Source organism: Methylomonas rhizoryzae (assembly GCF_008632455.1).
Classification (GTDB): Bacteria; Pseudomonadota; Gammaproteobacteria; order Methylococcales; family Methylomonadaceae; genus Methylomonas; species Methylomonas rhizoryzae.
Map to the genome: position 1 here is coordinate 4361680 of NZ_CP043929.1, position 17478 is coordinate 4379157.

The 17478-nt window shown below is 53.3% G+C and carries 15 protein-coding genes; 2 read left to right on the forward strand and 13 right to left on the reverse strand.

Features of this window, described 5'->3' with window-relative positions; translation table 11 throughout:
• Window positions 1-89 precede the first annotated feature (89 nt).
• The 3 genes from F1E05_RS19340 to F1E05_RS19350 all read right to left on the reverse strand — a co-directional run bounded on the left by F1E05_RS19340 (window position 90) and on the right by F1E05_RS19350 (window position 2822).
• Window positions 90-896, reverse strand: a complete 807-nt coding sequence (locus F1E05_RS19340) for an SGNH/GDSL hydrolase family protein (RefSeq protein WP_150051399.1) — start codon at window positions 894-896, stop codon at window positions 90-92.
• A 173-nt stretch (window positions 897-1069) separates the two neighbouring features.
• On the reverse strand, window positions 1070-2119 hold the full coding sequence (locus F1E05_RS19345) for an acyltransferase family protein (RefSeq protein ID WP_150051401.1): 1050 nt from the start codon (window positions 2117-2119) through the stop codon (window positions 1070-1072).
• Between the two features lie 106 nt (window positions 2120-2225).
• Window positions 2226-2822 (reverse strand): TetR/AcrR family transcriptional regulator, encoded by a 597-nt coding sequence (locus F1E05_RS19350; protein WP_150051403.1) that lies wholly within the window; start codon window positions 2820-2822, stop codon window positions 2226-2228.
• 458 nt (window positions 2823-3280) lie between these two features.
• Here F1E05_RS19350 and F1E05_RS19355 point away from each other — a divergent pair, with 458 nt between their 5' ends.
• Entirely contained in the window at window positions 3281-3874 is a 594-nt protein-coding gene (locus tag F1E05_RS19355) for a CHRD domain-containing protein (protein WP_150051405.1), read from the forward strand.
• Between the two features lie 80 nt (window positions 3875-3954).
• On the opposite strand, the gene F1E05_RS19360 is transcribed toward F1E05_RS19355, so the two are convergent.
• The 6 genes from F1E05_RS19360 to F1E05_RS19385 form a co-directional block, all read right to left on the reverse strand.
• Window positions 3955-4578, reverse strand: coding sequence for a class I SAM-dependent methyltransferase (locus F1E05_RS19360; protein WP_150051407.1), 624 nt, complete (start codon window positions 4576-4578; stop codon window positions 3955-3957).
• Between the two features lie 105 nt (window positions 4579-4683).
• Window positions 4684-5532, reverse strand: a complete 849-nt coding sequence (locus F1E05_RS19365; RefSeq protein ID WP_150051409.1) for a GNAT family N-acetyltransferase — start codon at window positions 5530-5532, stop codon at window positions 4684-4686.
• A 149-nt stretch (window positions 5533-5681) separates the two neighbouring features.
• Complete coding sequence (locus tag F1E05_RS19370; protein ID WP_150051411.1) at window positions 5682-7844, reverse strand: patatin-like phospholipase family protein; 2163 nt, start codon at window positions 7842-7844, stop codon at window positions 5682-5684.
• Window positions 7845-8034: 190 nt separating this feature from the next.
• Window positions 8035-8700 (reverse strand): lysophospholipid acyltransferase family protein, encoded by a 666-nt coding sequence (locus tag F1E05_RS19375; protein ID WP_150051413.1) that lies wholly within the window; start codon window positions 8698-8700, stop codon window positions 8035-8037.
• A gap of 8 nt (window positions 8701-8708) precedes the next feature.
• Window positions 8709-9644, reverse strand: coding sequence for a phosphatidate cytidylyltransferase (locus tag F1E05_RS19380; RefSeq protein ID WP_197737391.1), 936 nt, complete (start codon window positions 9642-9644; stop codon window positions 8709-8711).
• The gene (locus tag F1E05_RS19385) at window positions 9631-10293 is read right to left on the reverse strand and encodes a CDP-alcohol phosphatidyltransferase family protein (RefSeq protein ID WP_150051415.1); all 663 of its coding nucleotides are present in this window, start codon (window positions 10291-10293) and stop codon (window positions 9631-9633) included. Before F1E05_RS19385 ends, F1E05_RS19380 begins: the two co-directional genes overlap by 14 nt.
• 275 nt (window positions 10294-10568) lie before the next feature.
• Between F1E05_RS19385 and F1E05_RS19390 the strand changes: the two genes are divergently transcribed.
• Entirely contained in the window at window positions 10569-11606 is a 1038-nt protein-coding gene (locus F1E05_RS19390; protein WP_150051417.1) for a GGDEF domain-containing protein, read from the forward strand.
• A 44-nt stretch (window positions 11607-11650) separates the two neighbouring features.
• Here the strand turns inward: F1E05_RS19390 and F1E05_RS19395 are convergent, their stop codons facing one another.
• The 4 genes from F1E05_RS19395 to F1E05_RS19410 are packed head-to-tail and all read right to left on the reverse strand — an operon-like array spanning window position 11651 to window position 17466.
• Entirely contained in the window at window positions 11651-13777 is a 2127-nt protein-coding gene (locus F1E05_RS19395; RefSeq protein ID WP_190303198.1) for an HlyD family efflux transporter periplasmic adaptor subunit, read from the reverse strand.
• Window positions 13774-15114 (reverse strand): efflux RND transporter periplasmic adaptor subunit, encoded by a 1341-nt coding sequence (locus F1E05_RS19400; protein WP_150051421.1) that lies wholly within the window; start codon window positions 15112-15114, stop codon window positions 13774-13776. Before F1E05_RS19400 ends, F1E05_RS19395 begins: the two co-directional genes overlap by 4 nt.
• A 1-nt stretch (window position 15115) precedes the next feature.
• Complete coding sequence (locus tag F1E05_RS19405; RefSeq protein WP_150052106.1) at window positions 15116-15877, reverse strand: efflux RND transporter periplasmic adaptor subunit; 762 nt, start codon at window positions 15875-15877, stop codon at window positions 15116-15118.
• Window positions 15877-17466, reverse strand: a complete 1590-nt coding sequence (locus tag F1E05_RS19410) for a TolC family protein (protein WP_150051423.1) — start codon at window positions 17464-17466, stop codon at window positions 15877-15879. Before F1E05_RS19410 ends, F1E05_RS19405 begins: the two co-directional genes overlap by 1 nt.
• Window positions 17467-17478: the final 12 nt, after the last annotated feature.

The following is a 17478-nucleotide window of genomic DNA, read 5'->3' on the forward strand; positions in this document are numbered from 1 at the left end:
TGTTGAATAAAATACAAATACTCGTTTTTATGATTTCACCCAATCCGATCAAAAAGCAATTTATATTCAATAAGTTACGAATAAAGCCACTACTTCATATTATTTATTGCATTGCTTTCACTACGAAAGCATTCCATAAAATCGGAAAGATCATTATCACTAACTTGAATAATGACTACATCAGCAGCTAAAAACCTAGCATGTTGCTGATAATACTGCCATTCTCGATCTATGCTATACCCCGACATACCTGCATTAATCACCTGCTTTTGATACATCGCTTTATTCAAAATCGAAGTATATATATCTTCATTAGAAATGTGTGCACCGTAAGTAAAGGAATCCCCCAGCACTAGCACTCTCGACTTATACGAACTAATCACTTCATCCATCCTGTAGCCTTGGGCATTTGTGATCAACCTATATGGACGGCCCGACATTTCCACTCGAATTTTATTCGTATTTCCTTTAAATAAACCTTTGCTTTTATCGATTTGCAGAACTTCAAGATTTTTAGTTGAAGCCGTTTGCAAATATTCAAATAATCTTTTAGCTATTAATTGATGCCCTAAGCGAGACATGTGGTTGTCGCCAGGAAGCAAATATATTAACTCAGATTCATACCTAGAAAACTCACCAGACATATCAATTAGCTCAACTCCAACTTGTTTTGCTAATCGATAAAAAACATTTTTACACTGCAGCCCTTGAACGCCGTAAACTGGTATATATATTACAACAACTCCCGCTCCGGACTGCTTTATGGCGTCGATCAATTTATTAAAATAAAAAGAATAATTACTACTTATCGACTCAAGCAGTTCATTACTGTCAGCACACAATTTTTGTTCGATCTGCCGTCGACTTAATATTGACTCCTCTGCAGCGTTATCCATTGCGAGAAGCCCTCCGCTAACGACCGACCAAAGCAATGGCCTTCCTGGACCCACTTCGAATTGATAACGAACATAGCCAAGACCAAGTTCTATAACTATAACCAGCGCCGAACAAAAAAAACTGAGCCTAATAATCAAGGTCTTGATATACAACTCCTACTAAATCAGGCAATTTATTTTTTACGCACCATTGTCTTATTTGCCAAAGCATAACTCGCATTAAGTATCGGGCGCTCTATAGTCAGAAAAAAAGACACCCCTCCAATAACCGCACAAACAAATAACAGCACGTAACTAATCCAAACGGGAATACCATTCAAAACGCCTGCAAATGTCATAATTTTGTAAGCAATTCCAATGAATAGCAAATGCATCAAATATATAGAATATGATGATTCTCCGATTAAGACCATAACCCCCGGCACTCGCAGGTAGCCCGAGCGCTCGCATTCGACTAAACTCATTAAGATAACCAACGAAAGAATGCCGTAAGGTATGCGGGCGTAAGATTTGGTTCCATCCAAAGCATCAATATTCTCATACATACCGGTCACTAAAAAACCAAAAATGGATATAATCAGCAAAATCATTGGAACTGGCAACTTGTATTTTGATAAATAAAATCCGGCAAACAAACCTAATATAAATTCAAAATTCCAAGCCGAAATAAATAGCCCCATAAATGGATTATCCGGCTTAAGTAGCAAACCTGCCGAATATGCCAATATTGCCAACATCCAAACCACCAACAATGCAACACCCACCCGGAAAGAAATAATCACCAATGAAAACAAAAAGTAAAATAATATTTCGAAGCGCAATGTCCACGCCACACCCAGTGTTTCCAGTTTCGAGCCGGGCATAAGGGTAGCATCCCATAAAAAACCCGGAATTGAATAATTCTTACCGCTAAAAACATTTACCGTCAATAATATACACATTGCCACCCAGTATATTGGATATATTCTTGTAAATCGCTTATAAATATAGCGCCCAAGCTGTTTGGGCCGGCCCAAATCTCTTTGGTGCGCATAAAATATAATAAAGCCGCTTAATACGAAAAAAAAATCGACTCCAGCTCGACCGAAATGAAACAGTCCATCTAACGGAAGATAGCCTACATCCTGTTTTAGATGGTTTGCCGCATGGTGCAAAACTACCAACATCGCAGCCACACCTCTTGCTGCTTGTATCCCATTGAGCTTTTGTTTTTGGACCAACATGTCATACCTACCTAAATTCGGATGCGCCTAATTACATTTTAATTCGCAAGAAACGATGTTCACACCTGCGCCTCCAAATCAATCGGCGTTGCTAGCAAATATCTCGTCAACTTTTAAAGTAGTCATCCAACAACTCGCGACACACTTCCCGCAAAGGTTGTACGGACTGCTCAACCTTCATGCGCAATAGAGCCCCCTGCCAACCGTTCAGCATTAAATCCGCCATACTTTGAGCCGATTTATCGACTCGCACTATGCCCTCACTCTGCCCACGCTCCAACGCGGATCTCTGCAACGCACTATACCGATCCACCGCCTCCAATAACGCATCTCGACACAACGAACTGGTATCGCCGATTTCGCCCATTAAATTACCTAACAAGCACCCTCCTTTAAAACCGCGCAGTTCTACCTCGACGATGAGCTCGTTATAGTAGGTTTTCAGTGCCGCTAAGCCATCTAACTCGGAATTGTGTAAGTGCTCATTCAAACGCAATATGAACGGCTCGATGTAATGCTGTATAACCTCTGCAGCAAATTGTTCTTTGCTGGGAAAATAAGCATAAAACGACCCTTTGGGAATCCGCACTGCATCCAATATCTCTTTTAAGCCGGTAGCATGGTAACCCTTCTCCAAGAGCAAGCCCACCCCCTGATCTAATAAACGATCTTTTCTAATTTGTTTTGCTATCGATTTTGTCATGGAACAATTATATGACCGGTCGTCTTAATTTGCGAGATTTTTTCGCAACCATTCTGCGAGTATTTCATCTTGTGCAGAGCAACACCACTTACTTGACCATCGTGAAATTGGGACCTCGGCATCGTTGAAATCGTTTTTGTTGTCCACCACAAAGACTTTCACGTAACGGGCGTGCAGCAGTTCAACCTCATAACCCGGCTGTTAAATCGACCGCGCCTAATTATGCGAACCGCGCAGGTTTACAGCACAATCAGGCTCGGCGGCAGTCGGGCAGTGGCGCCAATGAGGCAGCTCTGAGCAGGGGCCTGCATGGAATTGACTTAAACGCCAGAAGCGCGTACAACCAACCCGCCCGCACAAATTGCGATAAATCGCAAAATTCGGTTCTATCGCTTGGACAGCCGGTAGCCGGCGGGCCAACCGCAAGGTTACTAACCGGACAACTTTTAGGGGGTATCATGAAAAATCATTTCGGCCTATTGCTCATCGGCTGGTTGGCGGCATCAGGTAGTGCGCTCGCCGCCAATCAAACGGTTTACGACTTCGAGCTGAGCGGCGCTGCAGAGGTGCCCAGCGTCTCCACACCGGCTACGGGCTCAGGTTCGGTATCATTCGATTTGGATCTCAAGACCATGCGCATCCAAATGACGTTCGACAATCTGACCGGCACCACAACCGCCGCCCACATTCACTGCTGTACCTTGCCGGGCTCCAACACCGGCGTGGCCACCATCACGCCCACGTTCACCGGCTTTCCGCTGGGCGTTTCGTCCGGCAACTACGACTTTACTTACGATTTAACCCAAACCGCAAGTTATAGCGCCGGCTTCCTCGCGGCAAACGGTGGAACTGCGGACGGGGCAATGGCCGCTCTATTAACCGGCGCAGACAACGGTCTGGCGTATTTCAATTTGCACACCTCGACATTCGGCGGCGGAGAAATCCGCGGCTGGTTACAACCGGCGGCCGTGCCGCTTCCGGCCGCGGCATGGTTGTTTGCCGGCGGATTGATCGGGTTATTGCCGCTTAGGACCGGCAAACGGCCTACTTAAGCGGCTTATACCCCACTGGTAATAGCGCGGTTGATCTCACCGACCCTTCTGCTACAAACGGAGCAAGCGCCAGGAATTTGTCACGCCTTTCTGGCCACGATGGCCAACCAAGGCTGTTCATGCCTGGGTTTGCCGGCGGGACGATAGTAATGACTCAGAATGTCGAAACCGGCGTCGGCTAGATAACGGCTGCCGGTTTCGAATTCGACGAAATACCCGTAACGTTGCCCGGACCAGCCTTCGCCGCTGCCGCGCGGGTTAGACATAAACAAAACGCCGCCCGCTCGCAATGCCGCATGTAATTCCATCAACACCCTAGGCAATTCACTACGCGGCACATGAAATAAGCTGGCATTGGCAAAGATACCGTCGAAACGCTGCTGCGGCAAATCCAAGTTCAGAAAACTCTGGTGCCATATCGAACAAGCGGTGTAAGCGCGCGCCATGCGGCAAAACGCCTCGCTACCGTCCAGTCCGACCGGATTATGTCCCAATGCGCGAAAATGTTTGACGTCGCGGCCGGGGCCGCAGCCCAAGTCCAAAATGTCCAACGACTTGCCCGCCGGCAGCGCATCTAAAAATGCCGTGTAGTTTTGCGAGACGTCATGATCTTGCGTACCTTGCCAATACGATTCGGCGTTTTGGTTGTAATGTTGCAGCGTGGATGCTTCGATATGCGCCAACTCGTCGCTAAGATTTTGCATAGCCACCGTATCTGAAATTCGGGAACGCCAGCCATCATATCGTGTTTCGGCTTGAAAAGTTCGGTATCTCCCGTTATCGAGGCAGCCCGGCCAACCGGCCGGACATCAGCCCAATTCGAACGAGGTGACGCCGTACACGCCGGACAATGCAAGCTGCGGCGCGACGCCTTTGTACATGCGAGCGGTTTCGAAAACGCTGTACATGGCGTGGCGCTCGGCCAATGCCACGGCCTGAGCGTTGCACTCGGGCACATCCATAATGATCGGTTCCGACGCATTTAGCTTGGCTTTCAGCGTCAAAAACAACGCCTCGGCGATTGCCGGCGAGTCGGCGAACAGAGGGCCGACTTTATAACCGGAACGGCATTTACGTAATACGCCGTAACCTAGAAGGTCATGGTTACGCACCATTCCGCACGCATAAGACTCCGGCTGTTCGAACCAGCGATGCAAAAATGCCGGGCGCGCAGCCGGGAAATGACGCAAATCGTAAGCTTCGATCTGCGGCCAAGCCAGCGCCGACAGCTCGACCAAATCGGCTTCGGCCGGACAATCGCCGCCGCCGAATCCGGCATAGCGGATGTTGCGATAGGCAAGGGAAAATCCGGATTTTCGATAATTGTCCTGCTGCTCGACCACCCCGTCCAACCCGACGGTACACCCGGCCAAATAATCCAAACCGGCTTGCCAGATTTCCAAGCCGAAGCCCAGCCCGCGGTATGCCGGCTTGACAATGTAAAAACCCAAGAAGCCGAAAGCGCCGTATTTGACTGCCGACAAGGTTGCAATCGGTTCGCCGTGCAGCAACCCGAGCAGAAATCCCCGGCAATCGGCCGCATAAAAACAATCCGCGTCGTACAAACCGGGATTCCAGCCCTCGGCAGCCGCCCAATCTAGGGCAATGTCGAGTTCCGGCCTAGTCATATTACGGATTATGAATGGATTTTCCGGCATGGCCTGCTCCGTAACGTATGGGGAAGCAGACACGCTGTCACGACAATCGCTTTACGAATCGCCACGGAGCGGCTGCCCACTTTAACTGGCACAAATATCTGTAGATACATCTGACCGCCAGGATCGCTACTTTTCGATATTCAACCGAGTCAACGCTTCGATTGTAGCGCTTCCCACGCATCGATCAATTTAACGGCGTCGGAAAAACCTTGGTCTGCGTGCTTCAATAATTCCAGCCACCCCTGTTTGATCAACTCACATTGTTTCTTGGTCAACATCCAGGACAGCGGCGGTTTGTTTTGTACCTGATTTAAGAATTGTTTCCCGTTGTAGGAAAGCGATACTTCGAAGAACTTGGATTTAGGAAAGGAAATCTTGAAATCCTGAATATCCACCATCCCTTGCCATTTTTTGATCAAATCCTGCACGTCATCGTAATTGCGCTGGCCTTGGGTGGAGTTTCGTGCGTCCAGAATCGTGAATATCGGCCCGAATAACGCCATTTTCCAGCCTACTCGTTGATCTTTTGCGGTTTGCAACGGTGCTTCGTCCGGAAACGCCCGTATTTGCACGAATAAGACGTTTTTGATCGAACGCCCCTGATCGTGTTCCAGAATTTTCTCCAGAAAGTCGATTGCGGCCACGATACCGTAGTTATCGAAATAGCCGCCGTCGGCGACGTGAAATATCTTTTGATTCGGTGGCTGCCGGCTGTTGCGGGTCACCGGCGTCACGTAGGGGAAGGTTGCGGACAACAAGGCGGCGGTACTGGCGTCGATGTCGCAACCGGGATACAAGCCGTTGAATTCGACGCCCTCTACCGGTTTTAAGCCGAAGGACATCGGACTAAGCGAATAGCGGCGGCCGTCTTCGACTATCGTCGCGTTGAAAACCGGGATGGGCATTTTGCCGCGCAACACAGGATCGACCCAACCGCGCAAAGTTGATTGGGGCTTGTTCAGATGACTCTTCCAATCCAGGTCGACTGCTTTGCCGCGATCGCGCGGTTGGGTGGTCAAAAACGGCAAGCCTAACAGCCGCCATAAATCCGGATACACCAGTCCCCAACCGGTAGCCCCCAAACTTTCCTTGGTCGATGCATCGAAGATTTCCGCCAGTTTATCGTGAGGAGGCGCGCCTAAACCGTCGTCGAAACGATCCAAAAAATGCAAGGCCCCGACCGAGCCGCCGGATACCGAGCTGATCAGTCCAATGGCTTTGGTAAAGTCGGGGCCCAGTCTTTGCTGCAACCGGATCAACACTTGCGTCGTCCAACCGGCCGCTTGAATGCCGCCGCCACTGGCGCAGATTACCACCAAAGTCTTTTCCGCCCCCTGATGCGTCAACCTGGCTTTTACCGCCGCGAACAAAGCTTCCGTGGCCGGAGGAGAAGTCGGACAGGTTTTCAGCTCGTAATAATGTTCGACTTTCCACAGATAATACGCCAGCGCCGAAAATGCAAACAAACACAACAATACCGGGACGCGATAAAAGTCCAACCAAAAGGTTAGCAAGCCGAGTACTAAGGTAAAGATTTGCAACAAGCCCAATACGTAGGAAATGACCGGCAGCTGCCTACCATCTCCGGTGGGCGGACGATAGCGAACCAGGCCGATCAGATAGAGCGCTGCCGCGACCAGCAGATAGCTGGCCAGCACCGCGTGCCCTTCGGCAATTTCAATGCCCTTATTGGTATCGATCAAATAGCCGCTCTGCGCGCCTTCCGGCAACAACCCGGCCAAACCAACCAACCATTGCCGAGCGGAATCGAAAACCGCCAGCGAGCGCAACCAGTACACGGCAAAGAAAAACGCAAGGGATAACAGCGCTCCGGCAATCGCCCCCCGGGTCCGCTCGCTGGAAAGCATTTCTTGCGAATACGGTCCGGAAGCCCAGTACGCGGTAAACGCAGTGGGCAAGGCCAATAAAGCCGCCAGGACATACGGCCATGGCGACTCGGAATCGGCCAAATCGCCCAGAAAATCGACCCCAACCAAACTAAACCGCTCGTCGGCGTTAGCGCCTATCACCGCACCGACCAGTACGATACCGAGGCCGACCGCCGCGGCCCCGGCCGTGACGAGAGCCAGCTTCCACCAGCGATTCAACGCAAAGATATTACCCAGCATCGTCGGCAAGCCCAAAAGGCAGATAACCGGTAGAAACAGCAAAAGCAGTCCGCTGAGGATAGGCACCCGTAAATGAAACAGATACGGCAAGGTAGCGCCGCCGTAACCGATTAAAACTGACAATACGGCGACGGCCGCTAACCAGCCCAAAAACGCCGGCTTGTTCGAAAAATCAATCTTCATGCATCGCTCTCCGTGTTTAACTTGCTGGATGACGGCTTCTTACGGGCTGAGGACCCACAATTCGCAGTCGTTTAGAAATTGCGGCTTTACCGCGAATCCGCTTAAAAGCAATTCTGCACAACACAAATGGACTAGACGAGTAACATTTCGTACTAGTACAAATGTACTGCTACACCCAGCAAGGTTAGATCTAAAGATATTCGTCGCTGTCGAAATTCTGACTCCGTGTCAAACATTGTGTCATCAATGCCTTAAATTGCCGTGTTAGCTCGTCCACCATCAAAGATGCCGTGCACAAAGCGCTAGGCGCCAGCATCTCCCCAACCATCACGTCGCAGTTGAACGGCACCAGCAAGGCTTCGCCGCGCGGCAGGGCCTTGCCCAAGCCGTGCATGACCACCGGAATAACGGGGATTTGCGGCCGGTCTTCCAACAGGTAAAACAACCCTTTCTTCAGCGGGCCGAATTTTTCCGGTTCGCCGCGGCTACCTTCCGGGAACAGAATGACAATATCGCCGGCGTCCAAGGCCGCGTGACAAGCGGCGAACAATTGGGCTTTAGCGGCCTTGCCGCTCCGGTCTATCGGAATGATGCCGATGCAGTAGCGAGCCAGCCAAGCCAGCACGCGGTTGCTCAAAAAATAATCGGCTGCCGCAACCGGACGGATTTTGTGAATCAAATGCAGCGGAAACAGGCTCATCAGCACCAATGCGTCCAGATGACTATTGTGATTGGCGGCAATGATAGCCGGGCCGCTTAACGGCAGACGCTCGCGGCCGCGCAGATTGAGGCCCAGCAGCAGCAACACCAAGGGCTTGACCAGCAAGCAGAAAAACAACACCTTAACCAAGCGCACGCTACCCCTCAATACGCCGTGTAATAAACGTAATGAAAAAACAGCGGCGCGCTGTAAATCAGGCTGTCCAGACGATCGAGAATGCCGCCGTGGCCGGGAATCAGACTGCCGCTGTCTTTGATCTGCAGATCCCTTTTGACCGACGACAGCACCACGTCGCCGAAAAAGCCGGACACGGCAATCAACGCGCCGGCCAGCAAACCTTGCTGCGCGGTCAACGGCGTCAACCAGGGCGCGCAACCGGCCGACACCAAGGTTATCGTCGCCACGCCGCCGAGAAATCCGCCCCAGGTCTTGTTGGGGCTGACGTTGGGAATGATTTTGCGCTTACCGAAGGTTTTGCCCCACACGTATTGGCTGACGTCGTTAAGTTGGGTCATGAACAACAAAAACAACACCGGCCCGAACGGCCCGGCGGCGGGATTTTGCACCGGCAAAGTCAGCAAGTAGGCAATGTGGCTGATCGCAAACACCATCAGCATGACCGCCCAATGCAAAATCCCTGCGGAACGGATGAAGCCGCGGGTATCACCGATCAACACCATGCGTATCGGCAAAAACAAAAACACGTAGACCGGAATGAATATGATGAACATACCGTACCACTGCTGACTAACCCAATAATATTGAAGCGGTATCGCCAGATAAGCCCAAAAGATGACCCGCCTATCGGTCAGCCGGATCGGCACGATGGACAAAAACTCTTTTAGCGCCAAAAAGCTGAGAAAGCCGAAGAAAACGATAGCAGGCGTTTGCCCCAGGCTAAGCACCGTAAACAACATCAACACCATCCACCACCAGGAGCGGATGCGCAAATTCAGTTCGCTATAGTCTTTGCTTACATTTCGTTTGGCCAACCAATGACCGATTGCCGTGGCAACGAGTAAAACCGCCAGAGACGCCGCCATGGCGTACAAAGCATGCGGAGCGTTAACGATTTGCATGATTTTGCAGATAGTCGTATGCGGCCTTGCTGCGTCTATACAGGGTCGCCACGCAACCGACCGCCATTGCCGCTAAGGCAAGCAACATGGCGTAGTTGCCGCTGCCGAACAAGTTCTCCAAAGTGGTCAACAAGCAGGCGCCGGTCAACAAGGCCATGCGGTGCTGTTTGGCCATGGGCCCGGCAAAGTTGACCGGTGCGCCCAGACTCGCCGCCAGTGTGCGCACATAGGCGGTGGAGACCGCCAACAGCGCTACGCACCAACCCAAGGCCGGCGCCCAATCCGGCGCCGGCACGGAGTATCCGGCCGCCACCAGCAGCAAGGCGTCGGAAAGTCGGTCGGGCATGTCGTTGAACAACTCGCCGGCCGCGGTTTTCTTGCCGCCTTCGATGGCGACCAAGCCATCGAACAAATTGCACAGCAAACGGCCCTGGATGCCGACCGCCGCCGCCAGCGGCAGCCACCAGGCCATTTTGCCGCTCTGTCCCGGCAAAGCCAGCAAACAAACGCTGCCGAGCACGGCAAAACCGATGCTGGCCAGCGAAATTTGATTGGGAGTAATGCGCTGCCGGCTCAATAGCCGGGCGATACGCTGAGTGATTGCCAGTTCCCGCACGCGCAGGTAACGGCGATTGCTTAAATCGGTCATGCCAAATCCGGACAAGAGGGTGGTACCAAACGCGGATGATAGCGCAAAGTCAGCCACTTAAATCGAATACGTCCCTCTTCTACACCCAAACGGGCCATACCCGCATGTTGCAAAATTTTCGCTATGGCATATCTTTAAATGTGAATATGCTAACGTTTCTGATAGATTCGTACCGTTTTAGCTCCACGGCAAGCGACGCCCTGTGAAAAACGGACACTCGACTGACGTAACTTCTTGCATCGAGTGCAGATAAACTAACCCTTCGTTGGACTTCAATGGATTATTGCAGCTCTTTCATACCGACCTACGACTTTTCCACCGATGCCAATCAAAAAGTGTTACAGCAAGTTTTACCGCTGCTGGAGCGGCATCAGATTGCCGCCAATCCAATCAACTATGCCATTTGCTACGACTATATCGTCGGCAGCAACACCGGCCTTAGGAAGGTTGTTTCCGATTTACTCAAAGAAAACAAGCCGTTGGATCGATCCACCAGTTTAGAGATTTACAGCACCCACATCTGTAGCGCGACGCTGGCTTCTTTCGAAAAGCTCAACGCCAGTTTACGCCAGGTACTGGATCAGGCCAGCAACGCGATTAGCGACACCTGCAGCAAAGCCGAAGAAACCAACGACAGCTTCCAAAAAAAATCGCAGATCTTGCAAAGCCTGTCCACCCGCAGCGACATTAACTCGCTGTTGCAAGAGATCATCACCGAAACCCATGCCTTGGCCGCTACCAGCCAAACCATGCAATCCCGGCTACTGGACGCTAATCGGGAATTGAGCCAGTTGCGCACCGAGCTCGATCAAATGCGGCAGATAGCCGTCACCGACAGCCTGACGGGCTTGTTGAACCGGCGCGCATTCGATCAAACCTTGAACGAGGTACTCGCCCATTTTTCGGAAGCCGAATCCACGTTTTTAGCCTTGCTGGACATCGATCGTTTCAAGCGAATCAACGACACTTACGGCCATACCATAGGCGACAGCGTGATCCGCTTCGTCGCCAGTTTGATGAGGCAATACGCGCAAAGTCACCACCACACCGCCCGCTACGGCGGCGAGGAATTGGCCATCATCATGCCGGGTACCAGCCGCGACGATGCATTGGCGATTTGCGAAAACATCCGCGCAACACTGGAAAAAAGCCGGCTGAAACGCAAAAACGACCAACAACCGCTGGGCGTCATTACCGTATCGATAGGGCTGGCCGAATTGCAAGCCGGAGACGATAGCGAAAGCTTCATCGACCGGGCCGACAAAGCGCTGTATACCGCGAAAACCAGCGGGCGAAATAAAATCGTCATTTAAATGCTCTACCACGCCACAAGCTCCGGTACTTCGCGCATAGCGAGCTAAAACCCGGATTCCCGTATCAGCACGGTGACTATCCGGTTCCAAATTTTCTCGATCGGGCTGATGGCCGGGGTGTCCAAGCGCACGCTGCCGCGCAATACCGCAGGATGAGCCAAGGCCGGCATGGCGGCGTCGGCTTGCGGGCGTAAAAGCATGCGATACACGGCAGCTTCCGGGACCAACTGCTGCTGCGCATCGATTCTGGCCGCGATCTCGCCGCCGTTCACCGATGCCAGCAAGGCCGGAATCCGCGCGCTATTGCCCTGCTCTATCGCCTGCACCGTGCAAGCGATCCCCGGCAAATCCGGATCTTCCGGATAGAATATCGCGGCGGTTGCGCCGGCCGCCTGCTGCAAATCGGCTTCTTCCAGGTACACTTCGATCAACTGACTGCTCAGATCAGCAACTATCATCAACGCCTGTCCTTCCGCCAGCCATTGTCCCGCTTGGACCGTATCGTTCAAATCCAGCACGACCCCGGCAAAAGGCGCGCGCATCTCCAGTTGCCGCCGTTGCAGCTGGTAACCGGCTTGTTTGCTACTTGCCGACTCCAATTCTTTTAACCAAATCCGGCGCCGCGTCGCCAAACGTTGCTCCAACCCGTGATAAGCCAGTTGCCGGTCTACCATGACGCGTTCCAGCGCGCTGTGCTGCGCCTGAAAATCAAGCTCGCTGGAACTGAATGCGGCCAGCAGTTCGCCTTGCGCCACCCGGCTTCCGGTCTGCAGTTGCCAAACGTCCAGACGCCCGGCCCGCGGCAAATAGATTTCGGCATAGCGTTCGGCTTTCATCAAGGCCGGTACGTTGACGTGATCTTGCCAGGGAATCAGCAACAACACTAAAAAACCCATAGCCAGCGACAAGCTCAGCCGGCTGCGCGGGTTACTCCAAGTGGCAACGGACAAGGATTTCCAGGTTCGCATTTCCGTCCAAATCGGCCGGACGATGAACCAGCCGACTTCCACCACCAACAAGGCTATGCCCAATAATTTGAAAAAAAAATGGTAGACCAGCAGCGCTATCCCCAGGAACAGCATTAAGCGGTACAGCCAAGTCGTCCAGGCGTAAGCGACGAATATCCGCTGCATGCGCGGTGCGAGCCGCTCGGGCGGCACTTCTTGGCACCCGAACAACAGCCGGCGCAAATGCCAACGCGCGTAGGCAAAGCTGCGCGGTTGCAAATTGTCCACTCCCAACCAGTCGGCCAATAGGTAATAGCCGTCGAAACGCATGAACGGCGATAAATTCACCGTCAAGGTGATGATCCAGGTCGACGTTGCCAACAAGAAGGCGCCGCTGCGTAGCGGGCCGTCCGTCAAAAAACACCACGCCAACGCGGCTAGCATCGCCAAGCCCAATTCGGCCGCCATGCCTGCCCCGGCCACGGCCAGGCGCTGGCGGCGATTCTGCAATTTCCAGGTTTCGCTGGCGTCGGTATACAAAACCGGGTACATCACCATGAATGCCACTCCCATGCTGGGAACCCGGCAGCCGTAGCGGTGTGCGGTCAAGGCGTGGCCGAGTTCGTGCAGTATCTTGGCCGCCGCCAAGGCCGCGCCGTACTGCAGCAAACCGGACCAATTGAAAAAATACGAAAACGTTGTGATGAAGCGTTCCCATTGCCGAGAGATCAAAAACAAGGCCAGCAATGCGCAACCGCAAATGCACAGGCCGAAGCCGCGGCTGTAAACCCAAGCCACCCGCGGATACAACCACGCCAAAAGCCGATCCGGTTTAACTAAGGGAATTCTAAAAAACAGATAATTGTGTAGCAGCCATTGCTGCCAACTTAATTGCTGCAATCCGGCTTGTTTACGCAAAAGTTGTATGCCGCCGTCGCCCTGCAGGCGCAGCAAATTGTTGACGAGCAGAAACTGACCCAGCGTTGCGACCCGCTCGGCATCAACCTGCAACGTGGTCTGAGCGTTAATCGCCTGCACGATGGCTTCTGCTTGCCGTAAGCCCCAACGACTCACTATTTCGAAATCGACCCAACCCAAGCGGAAAAATCGGTTATTAGCCGGGTCGTGCAAAGTCCAGGTCGGGGCACCGTCGGCATCGCGCGGGCCGGCTGTACAATGCAACTCCTCGCGCAAAGGCGGCAGTAGCTCCTGCGTCGAATTCACAGGCCCAGCCATTGTCTAGCAGCCGCCAACGGCCGCCGAAACAGGTAATAGAACAAGCTCACTCTAGGCCCGTACAGCTTGGCGGTCCCCTTCAAACCGATGCGCGGGACCTGATCTTGCGCCCGTAACCGGGCTTTCACCCGATAAGCCAGGGTTTGATCGGCTCCCGCTTCGGCTTGGTAACTGACCGAATATACTTCGGCATCCAGCGGATGTTGCGGATCGACGTTCAAAAACATCACCGCTTGCGCACCGTCGGCAAACTCGATGTAATCGGCAACCGGAAGACGCATTTCCAATTCAGCCTTGGCCGGGTCGGCCAGCATCAAAATCCGTTCGCCTAAAGCCACCGGCCGGCCTATCCAGTCGTGCACGTCGCTGAAAATCGCAATGCCGTCGCGCGGCGCTTTGATTTGGGAGCGCTCCATTTGGTCTTGCATATAAGCCACTTCGGCGGCGTGTTGATCTATGCGGCTTTTCAAAACGGCCAATTCAGCCTTGCTGTCGGGATCGAACATGGCTTGCTGGGCCGACTTGCGGTATTCGGCTTCCGCCACCGCCCAGGCTTTGCGGGCAATTTCCAAACGGTTGGCAATATCGGTATTGGTCAAGCTCAACAGCAATTGTCCACCGCTTACGTTTTGATTGGGCAGCACCGAAAAACTGTCGACCACGCCTTCCAGCGGAGCGCGCACCACGACCGGCTCGGCGGCTATCACTTCGGCCGGCGCCAATACCGACTGCCTGACCGGCAACAACATCAAGGCGGTTAAGCCCACCAGCCAATATTTTAACGAACCCGCGCTTATGGATTTTAGCCAACCCGGCCGGGTCCTATGCAAAGCCTGCCAAGCATGGGCGTAAGCATCGGCCAATTCCGCCAGCAACACACTGTCCGCCTCCTGCCAAGGCTGCTCTCTGGCCAGCAGCAAACCGCCCCAAGCCCGGCCTTGATACCGTAAAGGCAACCATAAACCGAACGGCGGCAGCCATTGCGGCCAATCTTGCCGCAAACGCTCCGGCAAATCCTGCGCACCTACGGCTTGGGCAGCCCCCGAAAACCGGCCGGAGTCGCATGTCTGCGCCACACCGTTCAGCCAGACGATGTAAGGCGCATTCGCCTCCAACTGTGCCACCCCGGACACGGCTTTGACCGCTCGCGCATCGGCAATCCACAAGGCGGCTTGCCGGTAATCCAGCAAACTGCGCGTTTCATTGACCATAATAAATGCCAACTCGGCCGCGTCTTGTGCGCTGCGGGCTTTGCGTTGCAATTGCAATAGTAACGCCAACCCCTGCAACTGACGTTGGCGGGGGTCGTTTGGATTGACGCTCAACTTAGTTGGCCTTTTCCGGAAATTTTGCCTGACCGCTCATGCCCGCCAGCAACTCGGGATGTTTTCCTTTAATTTTGCCTATTACCGCCACGGTTTGACTGACGGGATCGATGCGAGCACCTAGGGTGCTCACTTCGGCCGGATACTCCTGATTCAACTCGTCGATGTGAATTTGAAACTTTTGCCCGGCTTTCAACCAGCTGAGCCAGGGTGACGGCACTATCATGCGGATTTCCAATTGACCGTCGTCCAAAATGTCCATGATGGGGTCGCCCACTTTTAAGTGCTGATACTGGTGGGCGTGCAATTGCGCCACCCGGCCGGAAAACGGCGCACTGATCCGGCATTTTTTCAAGCTGGCTTTATACAAAGCGATATCGGCTTTGGCTTCGCCTAATTTGGCTTCGGCCACGTCGACTTCCAGGCTGCTGATGGATTCCAGCTGCGCCAGACGCGAATTGACATCGTAGGTTTTTTTCGCGCCGTCCGCGGTGGCCTGCGCCTTATCCAATTGCGCTTTTTGAATAGAGCAATCGAACTCGACCAAAAGCTCGCCGTGCTTAAAGCGCTCACCGTCCCGTACCGTCAATTTTTGAATCACCGCAGCCAACTCGGCGGATAAGGTCGTCGTATTGATGGGTGCCAATTGCACCCTAACTTCCGGTTCGGATACTGCGGCCGTTTCGGGATTTACGGCTTGCGCACCGGCATCGCCGGCCAGTACCAGCCCCAGCAAAACTCCGGTATAAGCAATCTTGTGCATCAAGACTGCCCCCCTTGGGCGGAATCGGATGTTTCCGGGGCTAACGGATCGTCCGTGGCCCGAACCGGGTAATGACCTTGCCGCCATTCGTTGTCGATGGCTTCCAGCTCGCCGGCCAAGGTATCGATGCTATCGTCCGGCGCCGTAGCCGGCAGAGGATCGAAGCCCAACGAAACATATAGATTACCCAAGGCCTCTTGCGATTCGGCATAGGCTTGGTGGCGTTGCAATTCGGACAACACCGAATCCACCGACACCCGTATCCGCTCTACCGCGCTCATGGCCTCGGTCAATTCGCTGTTCAGCACGTGATGGTGTATTTTCTGATTGATGTCGTCCAACTCGGCGCTACGTTGATAGAGTTTGTGCGCTAGATCGAACTGTTGCTGCGACAAATGTACCTGGGTCAAGATCGCCATGTGGGCGGCCAAACGCCGCGAGTGAGCCAGTTCTTCCTGGGTTTCCGCGGTAGCGATAGCATGCGGTGCCGACAGCAATTCGAACAGGTTTTTGGACATCTGTGCGCCGATTTCCCCCCAATTTTGATTCAGCAGGTAGGAGTTGGAATCGTAGTTGCCGCCCAGTTGCACTTCCACACCCGGCAACAAACGCAACATGGCTTTCTTGACTTCGGCCGAACCGATGCGGGTTTGATACATTTCCTGACGCAGCTCCGGCCTGAGTTGCAGCGCCAAGTCGCCCATTTTGTCGACGTCGAGCTGCGGCGCGGCGATTTGCGGCCAGCTGCCGTTTAAGTCGTCGGTCAAGCGATAATCCTGGTTCGGCGGCAAATTGATCAGGCCGGCCAATTCGGCTTTGGCCATTTGCTGTTGTTCCAGCAAACTTTCGAGTCGGCGCACAATTTCCAGCAAACTTTTACGATAGCGCAGGCTTTCCAGCGGGGGGCGCAATTTCTCCGCTTCCGCTTGCTCGGCCAGGCCCAACGCGTGTTGCGCTTCGGCCAACACCGGTTGGATTTTGGCGGTCATCCGTTGTGCGCTCAGCGCGCGCCAATAGGCACTCCGCACGTCTTTCATCAAGTTGTGGCTGACTTTGCGCCGGCTTTCCGCAGTTACCAAGGCTTTGTTGCCTTCCTGTTGCGCCCGATAATAACTGACGCCGAAATCCAAAATATTCCACCTTAAACTCAAATCGCCCAGGTAGCGGCTGCGGTCTTGCGAGGTAGAGGTTTCCAGCGACTGGTTACCGCTCCTGATCGAACGGCTGGACGACGCATTAAAGTTGTCGCGGCTGCGATAACCCGCCGAAGCGACCACTTCCGGCAACAAGTCGAATCGCGCCAAAGTGGCTTGTCCTTCCGCTACCGCCCGCTCCATCATTTTGACCCGGTGATTCAAATTGTATTTCAATGCCCTCGACATGGCTTGATACAAGCTCAACGGCGCTACCAAAGGTTCCTGCCGGTCGAATAAACGCACTTGATCGCTGCCGATTTGTGCTTGGCGCTCTTGCTGGGTCAAGGGCGACGGCGCCAACGAACAGCCGTTCAGGAAAACGGCACCTATCGCCGCCGCTAACGCCCGCCTGGTCAACTTCGGCCGGACAATGATGGAATAAAATGCTCGCATGTCGAGTTCCTT